Origin of the sequence: Pseudomonas capeferrum, from assembly GCF_013523055.1 — a bacterium.
GTDB lineage: Bacteria > Pseudomonadota > Gammaproteobacteria > Pseudomonadales > Pseudomonadaceae > Aquipseudomonas > Aquipseudomonas capeferrum_A.
Map to the genome: position 1 here is coordinate 43,599 of NZ_JAAMQM010000016.1, position 22,609 is coordinate 66,207.

Annotated in this window: 21 protein-coding genes; 15 read left to right on the top strand and 6 right to left on the bottom strand. The window is 62.7% G+C overall.

Annotated features, from left to right (window positions below; all coding sequences use genetic code 11):
- Positions 1-34: 34 nt before the first annotated feature.
- The gene (hydA, locus tag G7009_RS18425) at positions 35-1,474 is read right to left on the bottom strand and encodes a dihydropyrimidinase (RefSeq protein ID WP_181131417.1); all 1,440 of its coding nucleotides are present in this window, start codon (positions 1,472-1,474) and stop codon (positions 35-37) included.
- Positions 1,475-2,089: 615 nt separating this feature from the next.
- Here hydA and G7009_RS18430 point away from each other — a divergent pair.
- From G7009_RS18430 to purT, 3 genes are all read left to right on the top strand, one after another.
- Positions 2,090-3,580 (top strand): NCS1 family nucleobase:cation symporter-1, encoded by a 1,491-nt coding sequence (locus G7009_RS18430; protein ID WP_181131419.1) that lies wholly within the window; start codon positions 2,090-2,092, stop codon positions 3,578-3,580.
- Positions 3,581-3,642: 62 nt separating this feature from the next.
- Entirely contained in the window at positions 3,643-4,926 is a 1,284-nt protein-coding gene (locus G7009_RS18435; RefSeq protein WP_181131421.1) for a Zn-dependent hydrolase, read from the top strand.
- A 284-nt stretch (positions 4,927-5,210) separates the two neighbouring features.
- Positions 5,211-6,392 (top strand): formate-dependent phosphoribosylglycinamide formyltransferase, encoded by a 1,182-nt coding sequence (gene purT / locus G7009_RS18440; RefSeq protein ID WP_181131423.1) that lies wholly within the window; start codon positions 5,211-5,213, stop codon positions 6,390-6,392.
- A gap of 111 nt (positions 6,393-6,503) precedes the next feature.
- On the opposite strand, the gene G7009_RS18445 is transcribed toward purT, so the two are convergent.
- The 3 genes from G7009_RS18445 to G7009_RS18455 all read right to left on the bottom strand — a co-directional run bounded on the left by G7009_RS18445 (position 6,504) and on the right by G7009_RS18455 (position 10,091).
- Entirely contained in the window at positions 6,504-7,808 is a 1,305-nt protein-coding gene (locus G7009_RS18445; protein WP_181131425.1) for an MFS transporter, read from the bottom strand.
- Positions 7,809-8,065: 257 nt separating this feature from the next.
- Positions 8,066-9,271 carry a transporter associated domain-containing protein gene (locus tag G7009_RS18450; RefSeq protein WP_181131432.1) on the bottom strand — a complete coding sequence of 402 codons (1,206 nt, stop codon included), beginning with the start codon at positions 9,269-9,271 and terminating at the stop codon, positions 8,066-8,068.
- 10 nt (positions 9,272-9,281) lie between these two features.
- Positions 9,282-10,091: a cytochrome C assembly family protein gene (locus G7009_RS18455; protein ID WP_181131439.1), complete on the bottom strand. Its 810-nt coding sequence runs from the start codon at positions 10,089-10,091 to the stop codon at positions 9,282-9,284.
- 195 nt (positions 10,092-10,286) lie between these two features.
- On the opposite strand from G7009_RS18455, the gene ffh reads away from it, so the two are divergent.
- From ffh to G7009_RS18515, 12 genes are all read left to right on the top strand, one after another.
- The gene (ffh, locus tag G7009_RS18460) at positions 10,287-11,660 is read left to right on the top strand and encodes a signal recognition particle protein (RefSeq protein ID WP_181131441.1); all 1,374 of its coding nucleotides are present in this window, start codon (positions 10,287-10,289) and stop codon (positions 11,658-11,660) included.
- Positions 11,661-11,893: 233 nt separating this feature from the next.
- Complete coding sequence (gene rpsP, locus G7009_RS18465; RefSeq protein WP_158459523.1) at positions 11,894-12,145, top strand: 30S ribosomal protein S16; 252 nt, start codon at positions 11,894-11,896, stop codon at positions 12,143-12,145.
- 5 nt (positions 12,146-12,150) lie between these two features.
- Complete coding sequence (gene rimM, locus G7009_RS18470) at positions 12,151-12,687, top strand: ribosome maturation factor RimM (protein ID WP_181131443.1); 537 nt, start codon at positions 12,151-12,153, stop codon at positions 12,685-12,687.
- A 3-nt stretch (positions 12,688-12,690) separates the two neighbouring features.
- Positions 12,691-13,443 carry a tRNA (guanosine(37)-N1)-methyltransferase TrmD gene (trmD, locus tag G7009_RS18475; protein ID WP_181131445.1) on the top strand — a complete coding sequence of 251 codons (753 nt, stop codon included), beginning with the start codon at positions 12,691-12,693 and terminating at the stop codon, positions 13,441-13,443.
- Positions 13,444-13,485: 42 nt separating this feature from the next.
- On the top strand, positions 13,486-13,836 hold the full coding sequence (gene rplS, locus G7009_RS18480) for a 50S ribosomal protein L19 (protein WP_181131447.1): 351 nt from the start codon (positions 13,486-13,488) through the stop codon (positions 13,834-13,836).
- Positions 13,837-13,933: 97 nt separating this feature from the next.
- Positions 13,934-14,341: an acyl-CoA thioesterase gene (locus G7009_RS18485; protein ID WP_181131449.1), complete on the top strand. Its 408-nt coding sequence runs from the start codon at positions 13,934-13,936 to the stop codon at positions 14,339-14,341.
- Between the two features lie 144 nt (positions 14,342-14,485).
- Entirely contained in the window at positions 14,486-15,382 is an 897-nt protein-coding gene (xerD, locus tag G7009_RS18490; RefSeq protein WP_181131451.1) for a site-specific tyrosine recombinase XerD, read from the top strand.
- Between the two features lie 149 nt (positions 15,383-15,531).
- Positions 15,532-16,275, top strand: coding sequence for a thioredoxin fold domain-containing protein (locus tag G7009_RS18495; protein WP_181131453.1), 744 nt, complete (start codon positions 15,532-15,534; stop codon positions 16,273-16,275).
- Positions 16,276-16,372: 97 nt separating this feature from the next.
- The gene (locus G7009_RS18500) at positions 16,373-17,677 is read left to right on the top strand and encodes a homoserine dehydrogenase (protein WP_181131454.1); all 1,305 of its coding nucleotides are present in this window, start codon (positions 16,373-16,375) and stop codon (positions 17,675-17,677) included.
- Positions 17,678-17,809: 132 nt separating this feature from the next.
- A complete protein-coding gene (gene thrC, locus G7009_RS18505; protein WP_181131456.1) occupies positions 17,810-19,219 on the top strand; it encodes a threonine synthase in 1,410 nt (469 codons plus the stop codon).
- A gap of 205 nt (positions 19,220-19,424) precedes the next feature.
- Positions 19,425-19,865, top strand: coding sequence for a response regulator (locus G7009_RS18510; RefSeq protein ID WP_181131458.1), 441 nt, complete (start codon positions 19,425-19,427; stop codon positions 19,863-19,865).
- A gap of 77 nt (positions 19,866-19,942) precedes the next feature.
- Positions 19,943-20,224 (top strand): DUF3509 domain-containing protein, encoded by a 282-nt coding sequence (locus G7009_RS18515; RefSeq protein ID WP_181131460.1) that lies wholly within the window; start codon positions 19,943-19,945, stop codon positions 20,222-20,224.
- 87 nt (positions 20,225-20,311) lie between these two features.
- Here G7009_RS18515 and G7009_RS18520 read toward each other — a convergent pair whose 3' ends face one another.
- Both G7009_RS18520 and G7009_RS18525 read right to left on the bottom strand, forming a co-directional pair.
- Positions 20,312-21,265, bottom strand: coding sequence for a TIGR02285 family protein (locus G7009_RS18520; RefSeq protein ID WP_181131462.1), 954 nt, complete (start codon positions 21,263-21,265; stop codon positions 20,312-20,314).
- A gap of 18 nt (positions 21,266-21,283) precedes the next feature.
- Complete coding sequence (locus G7009_RS18525) at positions 21,284-22,483, bottom strand: CaiB/BaiF CoA transferase family protein (RefSeq protein ID WP_181131464.1); 1,200 nt, start codon at positions 22,481-22,483, stop codon at positions 21,284-21,286.
- Positions 22,484-22,609: the final 126 nt, after the last annotated feature.

Sequence of the window (22,609 nt, forward strand, 5' to 3'; positions counted from 1 at the left end):
GCTTCTGCGAGCCGGTGCGGCATTGCGGATGGGTTCAGCGGCTGACGGGGGTCGGGCGCTGATGCTCGGCGCGGCGGCTGAGCACCTCGTACACCGAGGGATAGGCCGGGCGTTCTACATAGCGGCCGGCGCCAGGTTCGGCGCGCAGGTCGCCATCGGCCCAGAGCACGCGGCCCTGGCTGATGGTGTGGCTGGGAATGCCGCGCACCGTACGGCCCTCGAAGATGTTGAAGTCGACGCGCTGGTGGTGGGTCTGCGCTGAGATCGTGCGGCTACCCTGCGGGTCCCACAGCACCAGGTCGGCGTCGGCGCCGACGCGGATCGCGCCCTTGCGTGGGAACAGGTTGAAGATCTTCGCGGTGTTGGTGGAGGTCAGCGCGACGAACTCGTGCATCGACAGGCGTCCGCTATTCACGCCCGCGTCCCACAGCACCGCCATGCGGTCCTCGATGCCGGCGGTGCCATTGGGGATGCGACTGAAATCGTCGCGCCCGGCAGCCTTCTGCTCGGCGCAGAAACAGCAGTGGTCGGTGGCGGTGGTGTGCAGGTTGCCCGACTGCAGCCCGCGCCACAGCGCCTCCTGATGCTCGCGCGCACGGAACGGCGGGCTCATCACATAGCCGGCGGCGGTGGCCCAGTCCGGGTTGCGGTAGACACTGTCGTCGATCAGCAGGTGGCCGGGCAGCACTTCGCCGTACACCGGCTGGCCCTTGGCCCGGGCATAGGCGATTTCGTCCAGGGCCTCGCGGGTGGACACGTGCACCAGGTACACCGGCGTGCCGAGGGTCTCGGCGATGCGAATGGCGCGGCTGGCGGCTTCGCCTTCGACCTGCGGCGGACGCGACAGAGGATGCGCCTCGGGCCCGGTCAGGCCCTGGGCCAGCAGCTTCTGCTGGAGGTGATAGACCAGTTCGCCATTTTCAGCATGCACCGTGGGCACCGCGCCCAGTTGCAGGCAGCGCTCGAAGCTGGCCACCAGGGTATCGTCCGCGGCCATGATGGCGTTCTTGTAGGCCATGAAGTGCTTGAAGCTGTTCACCCCATGGTGAGCAACCAACTCGCCCATCTCTTCGGCCACCTGCTCGCTCCACCAGGTGATGGCGACGTGAAAGCCATAGTCGGCGGCAGACTTCTGTGCCCAGCCACGCCAGGTGTGAAAGGCCTCCAGCAACGATTGCTGCGGGCTGGGGATGACAAAGTCGATGATCGAGGTGGTCCCCCCCGCGAGGCCCGCAGCGGTGCCGCTGAAGAAGTCGTCGCTGGCGACCGTGCCCATGAACGGCAATTGCATGTGGGTGTGGGGGTCGATGCCGCCGGGCATCAGGTACTGGCCGCTGCCATCGAGGATCTCGCAGCCGGCGGGAGGATCGAGGTTTTCGCCAATGGCACGGATCAAGCCATCGGCACACAGGACATCAGCGGGGTAGCTTTCTTCGTGGGTAACCACGGTGGCACCACGGATCAACAGGGACATGCCGTCTTCCTCGCAGGCTGACCGGTCTTTGGCCGGTTCTTGAAATTATGGTGTTGCCAGATAACCGAAGGACCCATTGCAATCCTGTCAGGCCTGACAAGAATGAAATCTAGATGCCGAATTGATATTCTTCAAGAAATTTTTTTATAAGTTTATAACTTACTTAAATTATTGAAGTTTAAGTAATTTTTTCTTAAATCACCAAAATGGTGAGCTCCATCACCATTTTGACGCACTTGACAAGAAGCCAAATTGGTCAAGATTTTCCATGCAAAATCAGCCGTTTGAAACCTGGTGTAAGGCGCGGGCCGCGCCGAGAAAAATCCAGGCTGCACCAGATTGAAACCTGACGCAGTGGCCAATGCTGGCCCGGGGTGGTGCGAGCGGTGAGAGAGGGCGCTGGCGCGACTTTTCCGGTTGTCGAGGAAGGCTTTGCAGATCAGCCAGTTACCTCCGGTAGGCGGCGGCCAGCGGGACGGCTTAGGCCAACCCGGCACGCTTATTGAGTGCGCCCGCAGCCAGGCCGGGCCGCAGGTGCAGTACTGGTGGTGTATGTACTCCGGCCATCGCATTAGCCCGATGAGCGAACAACTAAAAAAATCTGGAGAAGGCCCCATGCAACAGAGCAGATCTGAAGTGATCGAGCAGGATGGGCTGTACGAGCTGTCCGCCGGCAGCGATGTCCTCGACAGCCCCCGCTACAACCACGACATTGCGCCCACCCAGGTGCATCAGCGCACCTGGAACAAGTGGCACATCACCGCCCTGTGGGTGGGAATGTCCATCTGTGTCCCGACCTACACCCTCGGCGGCGTACTGACGGCCTACTTCGGCCTGAGCGTGGGCGAGGCGCTGCTGGCGATCCTGCTGGCCAACCTCATCGTGCTGATACCGCTGACGCTCAACGCCTTTCCTGGCACCAAGTACGGGATTCCCTTCCCGGTACTGCTGCGCTCCTCGTTCGGCATCCTCGGCTCCAACGTGCCCTGCCTGATCCGCGCGGTGGTCGCCTGCGGCTGGTTCGGCATCCAGACGATGTTCGGCGGGCTGGCGATTCACCTGTTCCTCGGCTCGATGTTCGAAGGCTGGAAATCGCTGGGCGGCACCGGCGAGGTGATTGGCTTCATGATTTTCTGGACGCTCAACCTGTGGGTAGTGCTGCGCGGCGCGGAGTCGATCAAATGGCTGGAAACCCTCTCGGCGCCGTTGCTGGTCGCGGTCGGCTTCGGCTTGCTGTTCTGGGCGCTGCCGCACATGTCGATGAGCGAGTTGCTGGCCCAGCCGCCAAAACGTCCTGAAGGGGCCAGCGTGGTCGGCTACTTCTGCGCCGGGCTGACCGCGATGGTCGGCTTCTGGGCCACGCTGTCGCTGAACATTCCGGACTTCAGCCGCTACGCCAAGACCCAGAAAGACCAGATCCTCGGGCAGATCTTCGGCTTGCCGTTGACCATGTTCCTGTTCTCCGCCCTGGGCGTGGTCATGACCGCGGCCTCGGCCTCGCTGGTCGGAGAAACGGTGTCCGACCCGGTGAGCCTGATCGGCCGCATCCAGAGCCCCGGCTGGGTAGCCCTGGCCATGGCGTTGATCGTGATCGCCACGCTGTCGACCAATACCGCCGCGAACATCGTCTCGCCGACCAACGATTTCCAGAACATCGCGCCACGCCACATCGGTCGCACCCGAGCGGTACTCCTGACGGGCCTGATCGGCCTGTTGCTGATGGGGCACGAGCTGCTGAAGAAGCTTGGCTGGATCGTTTCCGACGTGAGTCTGGAGAGCGTCTATTCCAACTGGTTGCTGGGCTATTCCAGCCTCCTCGGACCGATTGCCGGGATCATGGTGGTGGACTACTTCCTGATCCGCGGCCAGCGCCTGGACCTTGCCGGTCTGTACCGCGACGACGTCTACCCGGCCTGGAACTGGGCCGGCTTCGCCGCCTTCGCGCTGCCGGTGGCGCTGACCGTCATGGCCATTGGCAACAGCAGCTTCAGCTGGTTCTACGATTACGGCTGGTTTACCGGCTCGCTGCTCGGCGCGGCGCTGTACTACGCCTTGGGCGGCATGGTGGCGCGTCGCCCGGTGCGCCTGGCCAAGCCGTTGCCCTGATTACCCCACGGCCGCGTCACGGCGCGGTCCCATGCAGAAAGACCCGCCTGAGGAGACAACTCATGAATCCTGTCAAGGATGTCCTGCAATCCACCGAGAGCCATATCGACAGCGCGCGCTTGTGGCAGTCACTGATGGATCTCGCGCGCCTGGGCGCCACCGCCAAGGGCGGGGTCTGTCGTCTGACGCTGACCGACCTCGACCGCCAAGCCCGTGATCTGTTCGTGCAATGGTGCGAAGCCGCCGGCTGCGCCGTCAGTGTCGACGCGGTCGGCAATATTTTCGCCCGCCGTCCTGGACGCAATCCCGCGCTACCACCGGTAATGACCGGCAGCCACATCGACACACAGCCCACCGGTGGCAAGTTCGACGGCTGCTTCGGCGTGATGGCCGGGCTGGAGGTGATCCGAATCCTCAACGACCTGGGCCTGGAAACCGAAGCGCCGCTGGAAGTGGTGGTCTGGACCAACGAGGAGGGCTCGCGCTTCGCGCCCTGCATGATGGGTTCCGGGGTATTCGCCGGCAAGTTCACCCTGGAGGAGACCCTGGCCAAGCGCGATGCCCAGGGCACCACCGTCTTTGATGCGCTGAACGCCATCGGCTACGCGGGTTCGCGCCCGGTGCTCGGACACCCGGTAGGCGCTTATTTCGAGGCCCACATCGAGCAGGGACCGATTCTCGAGGACCAGGCCAAGACCATCGGCGTAGTGCTTGGCGCGCTGGGACAGAAGTGGTTCGACCTGACCCTGCGCGGCGTCGAGGCCCACGCCGGCCCCACGCCCATGCACCTGCGCAAGGACGCCCTGGTGGGCGCCGCCGCGGTGGTCGAGGCGGTCAACCGCGCGGCCCTCGGCCATCAGCCGCATGCCTGCGGCACCGTTGGCTGCCTGCAGGCCTACCCGGGGTCGCGCAATGTCATCCCTGGGGAAGTGCGCATGACCTTGGATTTCCGGCATCTGGAGAGCGAGCACTTGGACGCGATGATCGCGCAGGTCCGCCAGGTCATCGAAGACACCTGCGCCAAGCATGGCCTGAGCCACGAGCTGACGCCTACGGCAGACTTCCCCGCCTTGTACTTCGACGACAGCTGCGTCCAAGCCGTGCGCGACTCGGCGCGTACCCTGGGATTAGGGCACATGGATATTGTCAGCGGGGCAGGGCATGACGCGATTTTCCTCGCCGAGCTGGGGCCGGCGGGGATGATCTTCGTGCCCTGTGAGGGCGGGATCAGTCACAACGAGATCGAGAACGCCACGCCACAGGACCTGGCCGCCGGCTGCGCGGTGTTGCTGCGCGCCATGCTCGCGGCATCGGAGGCGATAGCAAGCGGGCGTCTGGCCGCCTGAGAAGTGCTCCCGGCCTCGCAAGGGGCCGGTCGTTTCCATGGCAACATCGGGCTATTGCACTGGCATAGCATTTGAAATGTACGACGTCGCCAGACAGAATCGCGCCCCGATCCGGCCAAAAACACGGTAAGCCGCGAGGCCACCAGGGTCATCAAGCGGGGCGGGTAGGTAGAGGGAGAAGGCAACCCGGACCCCAAAAGTCCCGACTCGGGTGTAGAATATCGCTCCTTTTCAGCGGGCTACCCCCACCCCTCGGTAGCCCCGGACGCCTTCGAGGACCTGAGATGACCCGTATCGGAACCCCATTGTCGCCCACCGCGACCCGCGTACTGCTCTGCGGCTGCGGCGAGCTGGGCAAGGAAGTGGTAATCGAACTGCAACGCCTGGGCGTCGAAGTGATCGCGGTCGACCGCTACGCCAATGCGCCCGCCATGCAGGTCGCTCACCGCAGTCATGTCGTCAACATGCTCGACGGCGTCGCCCTGCGCGCGATCATCGAAGCCGAGAAGCCGCATTACATCGTCCCGGAAATCGAAGCCATCGCCACCGCGACCCTGGTCGAACTGGAGCAGGAAGGATTCAATGTAGTACCTACCGCCCGCGCCACCCAGCTCACCATGAACCGCGAAGGGATCCGCCGTCTGGCCGCTGAAGAACTGGACCTGCCCACTTCGCCATACCACTTCGCCGATACCTTCGAAGACTACAGCAAGGCTGTCGGCGACCTGGGCTATCCCTGCGTGGTCAAGCCGGTGATGAGTTCGTCCGGCAAGGGCCAGAGCCTGCTGCGTAGCGCCGACGACCTGCAGAAGGCCTGGGATTACGCTCAAGAAGGCGGTCGCGCGGGCAAGGGTCGAGTCATCATCGAAGGCTTCATCGATTTCGACTACGAGATCACCCTGCTGACCGTGCGTCATGTCGGCGGCACTACCTTCCTGGCGCCCGTCGGGCACCGCCAGGAAAAAGGCGACTACCAGGAATCCTGGCAGCCTCAAGCCATGAGCGCCAAGGCCCTGGCCGAGTCCGAGCGGGTAGCCAAGGCAGTGACCGACGCCTTGGGCGGTCGTGGCCTGTTCGGGGTCGAGCTGTTCGTCAAGGGCGACCAGGTATGGTTCAGTGAAGTCTCTCCACGCCCGCACGATACCGGCCTGGTGACGCTGATCTCACAGGACCTGTCGCAGTTCGCCCTGCACGCACGCGCCATCCTCGGCCTGCCGATCCCGACAGTTCGCCAGTTCGGCCCTTCGGCTTCCGCGGTCATCCTGGTCGAAGGCAAGTCCAGCCAGACCGCGTTCGCCAACCTGGGCGCGGCCCTCGGCGAACCCGATACGGCCATCCGCCTGTTCGGCAAGCCGGAAGTCGATGGCCAGCGCCGCATGGGCGTCTGCCTGGCGCGGGACGAGTCGATCGAGGCTGCGCGTGCCAAGGCGACCCGCGCCGCTCAAGCGGTCAAGATCGAGTTCTGAGGCTTTGGTCGCGGGCTCGCCTCATGGCAGCCCGCCCTCTGGATCAAGTCGCCGCATAGACAGCTCCGTCATCTCGATTCTGGTGCGGCGCTGTCCATCGGCAGGCATAGCCTATAGCTGGTTGTTGCGCGTCTCTTTCAGGCACAGCACGGCGATCAGGCTGAGCACGGCCGCTGCCGATACGTAGCCTCCCACCCAGCTCAGTCCGCCCATGCTCACCAGTTGCTGAGCGAAGAACGGTGCCGCCGAGGCGCCGACGATACCGCCCAGGTTGTACGCTGCCGACGCGCCGGTATAGCGCACGTGGGTCGGGAACAGCTCCGGGAGCAGGGCGCCCATAGGCGCGAAGGTCACGCCCATGAGGAACAGTTCGATAGCCAGGAACAGAGCCACGCCCGTGGTCGAACCCGAGGTCAGCAGCGGCTCCATGGTGAACCCGGAGGCGACCGCCAGCAGGCCACCGACGATCAGCACCGGCTTGCGCCCGTAGCGGTCACTGAGCCAGGCCGACAGCGGCGTGGCCAGCGCCATGAAGACCACGGCAAAGCACAGCAGGCCGAGGAAGGTCTCTCGGCTGTAGCCCAGGGTCGAGACGCCGTAACTGAGCGAGAACACCGTCGAGATGTAGAACAGTGCGTAGCACACCACCATGGCGCCCGCGCCCAGCAGGGTCGGCATCCAGTATTGGGTAAGGACATCCACCACCGGCATCTTCACGCGCTCCTGACGCGCGACAGCCTTGGCGAACACGGGGCTCTCCTCGAGCTTCAGGCGAACATAAAGCCCCACCAGCACCAGCGCGGCGCTGAGCAGGAAGGGAATCCGCCAGCCCCATTCGCGGAACTGCTCGTCACTGAGCGCCAGAGCCAGGGTCAGGAACAGGCCATTGGCCGCGAGGAAGCCGATGGACGGGCCCAGTTGCGGGAACATGCCGAACCAGGCGCGTTTGCCTTCCGGGGCGTTTTCGGTGGCCAGCAGGGCAGCACCGCCCCACTCGCCGCCCAGGCCCAGGCCCTGGCAGAAGCGCAGCACACACAGGATGATCGGCGCCCAGACACCGATGCTGTCGTATCCCGGCAGAACACCGATCAGCGTGGTGGATACGCCCATCAGCAATAGCGAGGCGACCAGGGTCGACTTGCGTCCGATGCGGTCGCCGAAATGACCGAACAGCGCAGAACCCAATGGCCGGGCAAGGAAGGCAATGCCGAAGGTCATGAAGGCCGCCAGCATCTGTGCGGTGCCAGATCCGGACGGGAAGAACACCGGGCCGATCACCAGGGCGGCGGCGGTGGCGTAGACGTAGAAATCGTAGAATTCGATGGCGGTGCCGATGAAGCTGGCCGTGGCCACGCGCGCGGGCGAGTTGACCGGGGCGTCCGGGGTCGAGCCGGCATAGGTGCTGCTGGTTGTCATGCGTAGGTCCCTGACAGTCGGAATGCTCCATGGGCATTGTCCACGCGCGGCCCAGGCAGGCACGGGCACGCGGACGCCGGAGCGTATTGTTGTAGGTCGCCGGATTGACACTGGCCCGTGGGGGTAGGGCGGGGCGGGCACTGTTCGGGGTGGTGAAGCAGGGCCGTGAGCGTGTCAGTCGTGCGGACTGGCCGTCTGTCGTCGGATGCGGGTAGCGGGCGACACGGCAGGGCTGGGTAAGCGTGACCCGAGTATAACTATCGAGTCACGGTCCACACCAGCACGCGACTGGCGCAATTGTCTTCCGTGGCGAGAATTTCCAGGCGATAGCGACCGATCTTCAGGCAGACGGCGCATTCCGGGATGCTCTCCAGCGCTTCGGTGACCAGCCCGTTCAAGGTCTTGGGGCCGCCGTCGCAGGGCAGGTGCCAGCCCAGGCTGCGGTTGATCTCGCGCAACGAGGCGTTGCCCTCGATTACATAGCGCCCATCCGGTTGCGGATGGACATGAGGGTTGTCCAGGCTCTGTTCATCCTCGAACTCGCCGACGATCTCCTCGAGGATGTCCTCCAGGGTGACAAGGCCTAGGACCTCGCCATACTCGTCGACCACTACGCCCATGCGGCGCTGTTGCTTGTGGAAATTCAACAGCTGCAATTGCAGTGGCGTGCTCTCGGGAACGAAATAGGGTTCGTGGCACGCGGCGTGGAGTGCCTCCAGCGTCAGTTCCGCGCGAGGCAGCAGATGACTGATCAGCTTGGTGTTGAGTACGGCTTCGACCTGGTTGATGTCGTTGTGGTAGATCGGCAAGCGGGTGTGGCGGCTGATGATCAGTTGCTCGACGATCCGCTCGATGGGTTCGTCGAGGTTGATACCGTCCACTTCGCTGCGCGGTACCAGGATGTCATTGACGGTGATCTTGTCCAGCGATTGCAAGCCTTCGAGCAGGCCGGGCCGCGAGGGAGCGTCAAGCTCTTCATCGTCGTGGCCGTCGCTGGCCTGGGCATGCAAGGCGGTACCATTGGGCGCGGCGCGCCAAGGCCGCAGGATCAATCTGGCACAGCCATCGAGCAGACAGGCCAGTGGCTGTACTATTGCCAGGGGCGGTTTCAACAGGCTGGCGCCAAACTCGAGCAGGGCCAGGGGGTGACGCCTGGCCAGGCGGCGCGGCAGGTAATCGGCCAGCACCACCAGCGTCGCGGCAGCGCAGAGGCCGGCTAGCCAGAACCCGTGTTCGCCGCTGTAACGCTGGCCGATCAGGCAGGCCAGCCCCAGTACCAGTAGCTTGCCCAGGCTGGCGCAGAGCACCAGGGCCTGGGCGGGTAGGTCGCCGGGCGGCATGTCGCTCTGGCGCGGATGGCCGTTGAGTTGCTGGCGTGCCGCGTCGACGGCGCTGAAGAGCATCGACCAGAGCAGCGCCAGTGCAAGGGAACCGAACAACGGGGCATGCGGCAGGGTGTTCATGGCGTGCTCATCAGATATGCAGGATGAATTCGCGTACCAGCTTGCTGCCGAAGTAGGCCAGCATCAGCAGGCAGAATCCGGCAAGCGTCCAGCGGATCGCCTTGTGACCACGCCAGCCCAGGCGCGTGCGCCCCCACAACAGCACGCCGAACACTATCCAGGCGACGCAGGCCAGCAGCGTCTTGTGCACCAGGTGCTGGGCGAACAGGTTGTCGAGGAACAGCCAGCCCGAGATCAGTGACAGCGAGAGCAATGCCCAGCCGGCCCACAGGAAGCCGAACAGCAGGCTTTCCATGGTCTGAAGGGGCGGGAAGTTGCGGATCAGCCCGGAAGGATGCTTGTGCTTGAGCTGGTGGTCCTGAAGCAGCAGCAGCAGGGACTGGAACATGGCAATGGTGAACAGACCGTAGGCCAGAATCGACAACAGGATGTGCGCCAGGATGCCTGGCTCCTCGTCGATCAACGGTACCGTGCCCGGCGGGGCGAACTGCGCGAGCAAGGCGGTCACCGCCCCCAGCGGGAACAGCAGCAGGAGCAGGTTCTCCACCGGTATGCGCAGGCAGGCGAGCAGGGTCAGGGCGATGACGGCGCTGGCGATGAGGCTGGCGGCGCTGAAGAAGTCCAGGCTCAAGCCCAGGGGCGTCAGCAACTGCCAGAACAATGCGCCACCTTGCGCTACCACGGCGAGGGTGCCGAGGAGTCCGAGCAGGCGCTTGTCGGCGCGGGCGCCCTTGGCCAGGCGCGAACCGTGGTAGAAAGTCGCGGCCGCGTACAGGCAGGCGGCGATCAGGTTGGGAAGCAGACTGGGTGAGGAGAGCATAAGTCCTGTTGGGCAAGCCCTAAAGGAACGGAGTTTGGCATAGAACGCCGCCGCCAAGGAAGACCAGCGGCTGCACCCATGGTGTGCGTCGGTCGCAGTCTTCGTTATAATCGCCAGCTTGCTGCGCCCCGTGCGTGTTGTTTTCCGCCAGGACGCCTGACAAACCTCGGCTTTGCCAAGCCTGAAAGGATCACCATGTTCGAAAACCTGACCGACCGCCTGTCACAGACGCTGCGCCATGTCACCGGCAAGGCCAAGCTGACCGAAGACAACATCAAGGATACCCTGCGCGAAGTGCGCATGGCATTGCTCGAGGCCGACGTTGCCTTGCCGGTGGTCAAGGATTTCGTCGCCAAGATCAAGGAGCGCGCGGTCGGCACCGAAGTGTCACGCAGCCTGACCCCGGGCCAGGCCTTCGTGAAGATCGTCCAGGCCGAGCTCGAGGACCTGATGGGCGCGGCCAACGAAGACCTCGCCCTGAACGCGGCGCCTCCGGCCGTGGTCCTGATGGCCGGCTTGCAGGGCGCGGGCAAGACCACCACCGCCGGCAAACTGGCGCGCTTCCTCAAGGAGCGCAAGAAGAAGACCGTGATGGTGGTCTCGGCGGACGTCTACCGTCCTGCGGCGATCAAGCAGCTCGAGACCTTGGCCAACGACATCGGCGTGACGTTCTTCCCGTCCGATATCAGCCAGAAGCCGGTCGCCATCGCCGAAGCGGCGATTCGTGAAGCCAAGCTCAAGTACATCGACGTGGTCATCGTCGATACCGCCGGCCGTCTGCACATCGACGCCGAGATGATGACCGAGATCAAGGATCTGCACGCGGCCGTCAAGCCCGTCGAGACCCTGTTCGTGGTCGATGCCATGACCGGCCAGGATGCGGCCAACACGGCCAAGGCCTTCGGTGAGGCGCTGCCGCTGACCGGCGTGATCCTGACCAAGGTCGACGGCGATGCCCGTGGCGGTGCCGCGCTGTCGGTCCGCGCGATCACCGGCAAGCCGATCAAGTTCATCGGCATGGGCGAGAAGAGCGAGGCCCTCGAGCCGTTCCACCCGGACCGTATCGCTTCGCGGATCCTGGGCATGGGCGACGTGCTCAGCCTCATCGAGCAGGCCGAGCAGACCCTCGACAAGGCCAAGGCCGACAAGCTGGCCAAGAAGCTCAAGAAAGGCAAGGGCTTCGATCTCGAAGACTTCCGCGACCAGCTCCAGCAGATGAAGAACATGGGCGGCCTGGGTGGCCTGATGGACAAGCTGCCGAGCATCGGTGGCGTCAACCTGTCGCAGATGGGCAATGCCCAGGGCGCCGCCGAGAAGCAGTTCAAGCAGATGGAAGCGATCATCAACTCCATGACCCCGGCCGAACGCCGTGATCCCGACCTGATCAGCGGCTCGCGCAAGCGCCGCATCGCCATGGGTTCCGGCACCCAGGTGCAGGACATCGGTCGCTTGATCAAGCAGCACAAGCAGATGCAGAAGATGATGAAGAAATTCTCCACCAAGGGCGGCATGTCGAAGATGATGCGCGGCCTGGGGGGAATGATGCCGGGCGGCATGCCCAAGCTCTAAACCGATTCTGGTCGTTGGCGACTGGCTCGCCGATGACCGCAACCCGCCCTGGCGGGTACACCGCCGCCTTTATAAAGAGGCGGCTCAAACCGCAGATCAGCAGGCTGGCCTTTGTTCGACTAAAAAGGCATTTGCAAAAGTCCGTATATTCCTTGAGAATATGCGGCCTTTCGGGCACCCGTGTGCCCGCTGTGCATCATGATTTGCAGCACCGACTACAGGAACGATGTTCAATGCTAACCATCCGTCTTGCTCGTGGCGGCTCCAAAAAGCGCCCATTCTACCAACTGACCGTAACCGACTCGCGCAACCCGCGTGACGGCTCCCACATCGAGCAGGTTGGCTTCTTCAACCCGATCGCTCGTGGTCAGGAAGTTCGCCTGTCCGTTAAAGAAGACCGCGTTGCTCACTGGTTGAGCGTTGGCGCACAGCCGTCTGAGCGCGTTGCTCAGCTGCTGAAGGAAGCTGCCAAGGCTGCTGCCTGAATAGTATGAGCGCGACGCCAGAAAAAGCGGACGACTTGATCGTCGTCGGCAAGATTTTTTCGGTTCACGGCGTTCGCGGCGAGGTGAAGGTCTATTCCTTTACCGATCCGATTGAAAACCTGTTGGACTACCGTAACTGGACGCTTCGGCGCGAAGGCGTGGTGAAACAGGTAGAGCTGGTCAGTGGCCGTTCCAATAAAAAGGATCTGGTCGCCAAGCTCAAAGGGCTCGATGATCGTGACGAAGCGCGTCTTCTGAGCGGTTACGAGATTTGTATCTCGCGCAGCCTTTTGCCCGACCTGACCGAAGACGAGTACTACTGGTACCAGTTGGTAGGTCTGAAAGTCATCAACCAGGACGAACAGCTGTTCGGCACGGTTGATCACCTGTTGGAGACCGGCGCGAACGATGTAATGGTGGTCAAGCCTTGCACTGGCAGCCTGGATGATCGCGAGCGTTTGTTGCCCTATACGGCGCAATGCGTGCTGGCAGTCGATCTTGAAGCTGGTGTTATGCGGGTCGAGTGGGACGCGGACTTCTAGACGATGGGTAACCTTCGCGTAGACGTCATCACGTTGTTCCCCGAGATGTTCTCGGCCATCACCGAGTACGGCATTACCAGCCGCGCGGCGAAACAGGGGTTGCTGCAAGTGACCTGCTGGAACCCGCGGGACTACACCACTGATCGTCACCATACGGTGGATGATCGGCCTTTTGGTGGTGGTCCGGGCATGGTGATGAAGATCAAGCCTCTGGAAGATGCCCTGGCCGATGCCAGGCAAGCGACCGGAGCGACGGCAAAGGTGATCTACCTTTCGCCACAAGGCCGCCGGCTGACTCAGCAGGCTGTCAAGGACCTGGCGCAACAGGAATCTCTGATCCTGATCGCGGGTCGTTACGAAGGCATCGACGAGCGTTTTATCGAAGCTCATGTCGATGAAGAGTGGTCGATTGGCGACTATGTGCTTTCCGGTGGCGAGCTACCGGCCATGGTGTTGATCGATGCGGTTACACGGCTGCTGCCCGGAGCTTTGGGGCATGTGGACTCGGCGGAAGAGGACTCCTTTACCGACGGTCTGCTCGATTGCCCGCACTACACCCGACCTGAGGTGTATGCGGATCGGCGTGTACCCGACGTGTTGCTAAGTGGCAACCATGCACACATCCGGCGTTGGCGTTTACAGCAGTCCGTTGGGCGGACCTATGAACGACGCGCCGATCTTCTGGAAAGTCGCTCACTTTCTGGAGAAGAGAAGAAGCTGCTCGAGGAGTATCTCCGCGGGCGGGACGATAGTTAACGTATCGATGGTAGATCCGACGATTTACCTTAGGAGCACAGCATGACCAACAAAATCATTCAGCAGATCGAAGCTGAGCAGATGAGCAAGGAAATCCCTGCCTTTGCCCCAGGCGACACCATTGTCGTCCAGGTGAAAGTGAAGGAAGGTGAGCGTTCCCGTCTGCAGGCTTTCGAAGGCGTTGTCATCGCCAAGCGTAACCGTGGTCTGAACAGCGCTTTCACCGTGCGCAAGATCTCGAGCGGCGTTGGCGTCGAGCGTACCTTCCAGACCTACAGCCCACAGATCGACAGCATGGCCGTGAAACGTCGTGGTGACGTGCGTAAAGCCAAGCTGTACTACCTGCGCGACCTGTCCGGCAAAGCCGCTCGCATCAAGGAAAAACTGTCCTGAGTGCAGTTTGACCCGGGCGGCTGCTGCCGCCCTGCGAGATGAAAAAGCAGCCTTCGGGCTGCTTTTTTGCTTTCTATCCTCCAGAGAAATGAATGCCATGAGCTCCCGAGAACAGGAAATCCAGCGCCGCACCGAGCTGTCGGTTACCCGCGTGACCAAGGCCGTCTTCCCATCGACCACCAATCACCACAATACCCTGTTCGGTGGTACCGCCCTGGCGTGGATGGATGAAGTGTCTTTCATCGCCGCCACGCGCTTCTGTCGCTTGCCATTGGTGACCGTCTCCACCGACCGTATCGATTTCAAGCATCCGATTCCGGCAGGATCGATCATCGAACTGGTCGGGACCGTGAGCAAGGTCGGCACTACCAGCCTCCAGGTCGAAGTCGAGGTGTTCGTCGAGAACATGTACCTGGATGGGCGTGAGCGCGCCATCCATGGCGTGTTCAGCTTCGTGGCCATCGACGAGGACAAGCGCCCGGTGCCCGTGTTGCGCGAAGACTAGATCGACGCTTGTCGACCTCCGCCGGGGCCACAATGGCTCCGGACCGTCTGAGTTGAGTGTGCGCCCGCGCGCGCGTTGCCGTGGCTTTCGTCGGTACCCAGCCTGTGAAACACTATCGCCCCCTCGGAATCGATCATTTCCCGCATGCCTGCTCTCGATCATCCTCTCATTGACCAGTTTCTCGATGCCCTGTGGCTGGAAAAAGGCCTGTCGGACAACACTCGGCTGTCCTATCGCAGCGACCTGGCCCTGTTCAATGGCTGGCTGCAAGAGCGGGGCGTAGCGCTGCCCGATGCCGGGCGCGAACTGATTCTGGATCACTTGGCCTGGCGCCTGGATCAAGCCTACAAACCCCGCTCCACGGCCCGGTTCATTTCCGGACTGCGTGGTTTCTACCGTTACCTGCTGCGAGAAAAGCTCGTTTCGGTCGATCCGACGCTGCTCGTGGAGATGCCACAATTGGGTCGACCACTGCCCAAGTCACTGTCCGAAGAGGATGTCGAGGCCTTGCTGCAGGCACCCGATCTTGGCGAGGCCATCGGTCAGCGCGACCGGGCGATGCTCGAAGTGCTCTATGCATGCGGCCTGCGGGTGACCGAGCTGGTCAGCCTGACGCTCGACCAGGTCAATCTGCGTCAGGGCGTGCTGCGCGTGATGGGCAAGGGCAGCAAGGAGCGTCTGGTGCCCATGGGCGAGGAAGCGGTCGTATGGGTCGAACGCTATCTGCGCGACGGTCGCGCCGAACTGCTCAATGGTCGGCCCAGCGATGTGCTGTTTCCCAGTCAGCGTGGCGAGCAGATGACCCGCCAGACCTTCTGGCACCGGATCAAGCACCAGGCCCGGGTCGCTGGGATAGACAAGTCGCTGTCGCCCCATACCCTGCGCCATGCGTTCGCCACGCACCTGCTCAACCACGGCGCGGACTTGCGGGTGGTGCAGATGCTGCTCGGTCATAGCGACCTGTCGACCACGCAGATCTATACCCATGTGGCCAAGGCACGTCTGCAGCAACTTCACGCCGAGCATCATCCGCGCGGATGAGCAGTATTCATGTTCGTCGACTGGCGTGCGCGAGGACGTTCAGCGGCGCTCCATTGTGGTAGGCTTGGGCGCTTTGCACGAGGCCTGTCCGGTCGCTGCCATCCATCCGTGCGCGACATCCCGGCCGACGTCCGCCTTCAGGAGTTTCCATGCGCGTGACCCAGATTTTCGCCGCCGCCGCCCTGGCGCTGGTCAGCACCTTTGCCGCCGCCGCGGCTACCGAGAACGCCGCCGAACAGGCGATCCGCAAGACCCTTCAATCGCTTGAGCTGGACGTGCCGGTGGAGAGCGTTTCCAGCAGCCCGCTCAATGGACTGTACGAGGTCAAGCTGCAAGGCGGGCGTGTGCTGTACGCCAGCCCCGATGGCCAGTTCGTGATGCAGGGCTACCTGTTCCAGATCCAGGACGGCAAGCCGGTCAACCTCACCGAGAAGACCGAAAGACTGGGTGTCGCCAAGCTCATCAATGGCATTCCAGCCGGCGAGATGGTGGTTTATCCTGCCAAGGGCGAGACCAAGTCGCATATCACCGTGTTCACCGATACCACCTGCCCGTACTGCCACAAATTGCACGCCGAAGTGCCCGAACTCAACCGTCGCGGTATCGAAGTGCGTTATGTCGCCTTCCCGCGTCAGGGGCTCGGCTCGGCGGGCGATGAGCAGCTGCAGGCGGTCTGGTGCTCCAGTGATCGTCGCGCGGCGCTGGACAAGATGGTCGAAGGCAAGGAAATCAAGGCTGCCAAGTGCAATAACCCGGTTGGCAAGCAGTTCCAGCTGGGCCAGTCGATCGGCGTCAATGGCACGCCGGCCATCGTGCTGGAGAACGGCCAGGTGATTCCCGGCTACCAGCCGGCACCGCAGGTCGCCAAGCTGGCGCTGGCCCAGGGCAAGTAACCAGCCAGCCCAAGTCATCAGGTAGTTGGCCGTCGCCATGGGGAGACGGCCATTTTCACGGTCGGCCAATCGCCGTCCGTTCAATGGGGAGTTCACAGTGAAACCGGTCAAAGTAGGCATCTGTGGGTTGGGGACCGTCGGTGGCGGTACCTTCAATGTACTTCAACGCAACGCCGAGGAGATTGCCCGCCGTGCCGGGCGCGGTATTGAAGTGGCACAGATTGCCATGCGTTCGCAGAACCCCGACTGCCAGATTGCCGGTACCCCCATTACCGCCGATGTGTTCGAGGTCGCGAGCAACCCCGAGATCGACATTGTCATCGAACTGATCGGTGGCTATACCATCGCCCATGACCTGGTGCTCAAGGCCATCGAGAACGGCAAGCACGTGGTCACCGCCAACAAGGCCCTGATCGCCGTACACGGTAACGAGATCTTCGCCAAGGCACGGGAGAAGGGGGTGATCGTTGCCTTCGAAGCCGCCGTCGCCGGTGGCATCCCGGTCATCAAGGCGATTCGCGAAGGTCTGTCGGCCAACCGTATCAACTGGCTGGCCGGAATCATCAACGGTACCGGCAACTTCATCCTCACCGAAATGCGCGAGAAAGGCCGCGCCTTCCCTGACGTCCTGGCCGAAGCCCAGGCGCTGGGTTACGCCGAGGCCGACCCGACCTTCGATGTCGAAGGGATCGACGCCGCCCACAAGCTGACCATCCTGGCATCCATCGCCTTCGGGATCCCGCTGCAGTTCGACAAGGCCTACACCGAAGGCATCACCGAGCTGACCACCGCCGACGTCAACTATGCCGAAGCCCTGGGCTACCGCATCAAGCACCTGGGCGTGGCGCGCAGCACTGCCGCCGGTATCGAGCTGCGCGTGCACCCGACCCTGATCCCGGCGGACCGCCTGATCGCCAACGTCAACGGTGTGATGAACGCCGTGATGGTCAACGGCGACGCGGCAGGCTCCAGCCTGTACTACGGCGCCGGTGCCGGCATGGAGCCAACGGCTTCCTCGGTCGTTGCCGACGTGATCGATGTGGTGCGTGCCATGACCAGCGATCCGGAAAACCGCGTACCGCACCTGGCGTTCCAGCCCGACTCGCTGTCGGCTCATCCGATCCTGCCGATCGAAGCCTGCGAGAGCGCCTACTATCTGCGCATCCAGGCCAAGGACCATCCGGGCGTGCTGGCTCAGGTCGCGAGCATCCTGTCGGAGCGCGGTATCAATATAGAGTCGATCATGCAGAAGGAAGCCGAGGAGCACGATGGACTGGTGCCGATGATCCTGCTGACCCACCGCGTGGTCGAAAAAGGTATCAACGACGCCATCGTCGCGCTCGAAGCCTTGCAGGACGTGGTCGGCAAGGTCGTGCGCATCCGCGTCGAGCAGCTTAACTGACGGCCGTCCAACGCCCGGATTCGAATCGATAACTCAAGCGGCAAGCCTGGCCGCGGCTGGAGGATCGACGCCCTAGGCGCTTCCTTGTAGCTGGCGGCAAGGCTCGCAGCTAAAACAAAGGTTTTTGCACTCATGCGCTATATCAGTACCCGCGGCCAGGCCCCGGTCTTGAATTTCGAAGATGTCCTGCTGGCCGGCCTGGCCAGCGATGGCGGCCTGTACGTGCCGGAAAACCTGCCGCGCTTCACTCAGGAAGAGATCGCTTCCTGGGCTGGGCTGCCATACCACGAGCTGGCCTTCCGCGTGATGCGCCCCTTCGTCGAGGGCAGCATCGCCGATGCCGACTTCCGCAAGATCCTCGAAGAGACCTATGGCGAGTTCGCCCACGCCGCGGTAGCTCCGCTGCGTCAGCTGAACGCCAACGAGTGGGTGATGGAGCTGTTCCACGGCCCGACCCTGGCCTTCAAGGACTTCGCCCTGCAACTGCTGGGCCGCCTGCTCGACCACGTACTGCTCAAGCGTGGCGAACGCGTGGTGATCGTCGGCGCCACCAGTGGCGATACCGGCTCGGCGGCCATCGAAGGCTGCCGTCGTTGCGACAATGTCGACATCTTCATCCTGCATCCGCATCAGCGGGTGTCGGAAGTCCAGCGTCGTCAGATGACCACGATCCTTGGCGAAAACATCCACAACATCGCCATCGAGGGCAACTTCGACGACTGCCAGGAAATGGTCAAGGCCAGTTTCGCCGACCAGGGCTTCCTCAAGGGTACCCGCCTGGTTGCCGTGAATTCGATCAACTGGGCGCGGATCATGGCCCAGATCGTCTACTACTTCCACGCGGCATTGCAGTTGGGCGGCCCGGCCCGGTCCGTGGCCTTCTCGGTGCCGACAGGTAATTTCGGCGACATTTTCGCCGGCTACCTGGCGCGCAACATGGGCTTGCCGATCAGCCAGCTGGTCGTCGCCACCAACCGCAACGACATCCTGCACCGCTTCATGAGCGGCAACCAGTACGTCAAGCAAACCCTGCACGCCACGCTGTCGCCGTCGATGGACATCATGGTCTCTTCCAACTTCGAGCGGCTGCTGTTCGATCTGCATGGCCGCAACGGCGCTGCCATCGCCGGCCTGATGGACAACTTCAGGCAGAACGGTAGTTTCAGCGTCGAAGAGGATCGCTGGACCGAAGCGCGCAAGCTGTTCGATTCCCTGGCCGTCGATGATGCGCAAACCTGCGAGACCATCGCCGAGGTCTTCGCCAGCACGGGCGAGGTGCTCGACCCGCATACCGCGATCGGTGTGAGAGCGGCTCGCGAATGCCGACGCAGCCTGGATACGCCGATGGTGGTGCTGGGGACTGCGCATCCGGTCAAGTTCCCGGAGGCCGTCGAGAAGGCCGGTGTCGGCAAGGCCCTGGAACTGCCAGCCCACCTGGCCGACCTGTTCAGCCGGGAAGAGCGTTGCACCGTACTGGCCAATGATCTGAAGACCGTCCAGACGTTCGTCAGCCAACACGGTAATCGGGGCAAGCCGCTCTGAGTGTCAGGTGATCAACAAGAAGCCCGTCTCTGACGGGCTTTTTTGTCTTCGGTGTCCCGAACCCCTCCTTCCGCCCCTCAATCTGTGGAGAGCCTTTCCGAATTATCCATGGGGGCTTCAGCTTTTTCTTACATTGCCCTTGTGTGAGTTTACCTAGAGTGGCCGGCACCTATAAATGGAAGATGCCTATCTCCAGGAGATGCCAATGCACCGGCTCAAGGTCCTGATCCACCAGGAACGTCCCGCTCACCAGATATACCTGCACCAGGCCTGCAACGCGCAAGGCGTGTTCAACGTTCAGGTGACGGAAGACCTGGCCTCTGCCAGGAAGCGGGTCATGAAGGGAACGCCCGCCGACCTGCTGATACTTGACCATGCCATGTCGACGAGCCATGGCATGGCATTGCTGGACGATATCGTGCAAGGGCAGCGCACGCGCGCGCTATTGTTCGTTGGGCAACCCCGACGCAATGCCCCCAACCTCGCGCGCGAGGCCCGAGCGCGGACCCTCTGGGTGCTCAGTGAGCTGGCATGGCCGCTGTCGGCGTGGGACCTGCACAAGCAGTTGCGTGCGTTACGCCGGGGCTGCTGCGTTCCCGCGCAGCCGAGTATTGAAACTGTCATCCGCTACGCGCATGCTCACTGAAAGCGCAGGTGAGCCGAACTTTCCGCTGCGCTTGAAGGTCAGTTCCCATACGTCCTCAGAACAAGCGAGTAAGCCGGATGGAAAGAATCTGCAGATTGCTCAACAATGCCCTGACCCCGTATCAAGCCCGGCTGAGTGAGGCGGATGCCGCCGCCAACCGATCGCTGACCCTGTTCGACAACCAGGGACGCACTGTCCTGCAACGTTCGGTAACCGCCGCGCAGCTGCAGGATCAGCGTCTGCTGGTCGATCTGGTGGATGGCCTGCACCGTGACCTGCAAATCGCCGAAGGGCGCCTGCAACCTTGTGTGATCGCTGCTTTGCAACATCAACGGCAAGCCCAGGGAACCTTTGCCTGAATGATCCGTCAGACACTTTAGATCAGTCATGGGGCGCTTTGCTCCGGTGTCGCCAAGGCTCTTCTGGAAGTCCATCTGGATTTTCGATTAACCCCGGTCGTCCTCCCCAGCGGCCGGGGTTTCTTTTTGCCTGTCCGGCACAGTGATGGACGGTTCTTCAGCCTTTTCCTCGATCAGGTAGGCCGCTCGTTCCAGATAGTGCGCACGTTGCTTCGGGGGCAGCCAGCGCGCATACCGTTCACGCAGACCTGCGCGACGGAGCGAAGGCAGCACTCGATCGATATGCTCGAGGGCCTCGCGTCCCAGCGCGGTGTCGGAACAGCCGACATGCATGAACTGGTACGGGGCCACGCCGCTGACCGGATAGAACATATAGGTATCCAGCGAGCCTCCTTGCCGCTGGATCAGATAACCTATTTCTGGCCAGTAGCCCAGTACCAGCTGCACACGCCCCAGCGCCTGCATCTGCAGCAAGCTTGCCGTAGCGTCGTTACCATAATGCCGGCTGACCGAGTCTTCCGGCAGGCCGCGCAAGATGTGATCGACCTGGGCGCTGTAGCTGCGTCGAGCCACGATGCCGAGCTTCAGATGGATTTCGGTCATCAACCTGCTCAAATCGACCTGCGAGCCTCGCAGAAAAGGTTCTACCAGAAGTCTGTCTTGCCGACGCAGCACCAAACCGCTGCTCACGACTTTCAGGAAGGGCTTGGAGAAGTGAATATAGCGAGCCCGTTCAGGCGTCCAGAGCAATGCCGGATCGCAAGCGAAGGTCTTGTCCTGAAGCATCTGCAAGCCCCGTGCGCGGTTCACTCTGATGACACTGTGGTCATACTCGGGCAGCCGCTCGATCAGCCTCGGCAGCAGATGATCGACCACGCCCTGACCGCTCTGCGGGCCTTCGAATATGGTAAAGGGCGGCAGGTCCTGCACCAGCCAGAGCAGGCGTTCCCTGGCCTGCGATGAAGCCACCTGCAAGGCCAAGGGCAATGACAGGAGCAAGGCCAGGACAATACGGCCCGGGCGTGGCAAGAAGGTGCGCATGGCAGCTCGAGCGCGCGTTCAGACCGCGCCCGACTGGCGCAGGCGGGCAATGGCGGTCGCGTCGAAGCCCAGGCCGGCCAGCACATGCTCCGTGTGTTCGCCCAGCGCCGGGCCGACCCACTCGCTGGAACCGGGCGTTTCCGACAGCTTGGGCACGATGCCCGGCATCTTGAAGGCCTTGCCGTCCGGCAGGTGCCCTTGCAGGAACATCTCCCGGGCGAGGAATTGCGGATCGCGGAACATGTCCTCGGCCGAATAGATCCGGCTGGCCGGGACTTGGGCATCGGTCAACGTTTGCATCAACTCGTCCAGCGGCACGCTATTGGCCCAGCGGTCGATCACGCCGTAGAGTTCGTCACGACGCAGGTCCCGCCCATCGTTGCTGGCCAGCGATGGGTCATCGGCCAGGTCGTTGCGGCCAATGGCCTGCATGAAGCGCTTGAAGATTGCATCGCCGTTGGCACCGATCTGCACATGCTTGCCTTCGGCACTGGTATGAATGGAGGAGGGCGTGATACCGGGCATGATGTTGCCGGTGCGTTCGCGGATGAAACCGAACACGTCGAACTCCGGCACCATGCTTTCCATCATCGCGAATATCGCCTCGTAGAGCGCCACGTCCACTACCTGGCCCTGGCCGCCGTTCACCTCGCGGTGGCGCAAGGCCATCAACGCGCCGATGACGCCCCAGAGCGCAGCGATCGAATCGCCGATGGAAATACCAGTGCGCACCGGCGGTCGATCCTCGAACCCGGTGATATAGCGCAGCCCGCCCATGGACTCGCCGACCGCGCCAAAACCTGGCTGATCCTTCATCGGCCCGGTCTGGCCGAAACCCGACAACCGCACCATGACCAGCCGTGGGTTGAGCTCATGCAGCACCTCCCACCCCAGGCCGAGTTTTTCCAGCACGCCAGGGCGGAAGTTCTCGATCAGGATATCGGCCTCGGCCAGTAGCCGCTTCAGCACATCGAGGCCATCGGGATGCTTGAGGTTGAGCGTCAGCGACTGCTTGTTGCGCGCCTGGACGAACCACCACAGCGACGTACCCTCGTAGAGCTTGCGCCACTTGCGCAACGGATCTCCGCCATCGGGCGACTCGATCTTGACCACATCGGCGCCGAATTCGGCGCAGATACGTGATGCGAAGGGGCCCGCGATCAAGGTGCCAAGCTCGATCACTTTGAGGCCGGCGAGGGGTTTGCTGGGCGTAGTCATGGGGCATCCGTGGCAACAGGGCGTGGCCCGTGGTTTTACCACAGGTCCAGGATCGCAGAAACTGTCGCAGGGCAACGAAGGACAGGATCGGTTAGACTGTGCGACTTTCCTCCCGCAAGAAGCCCC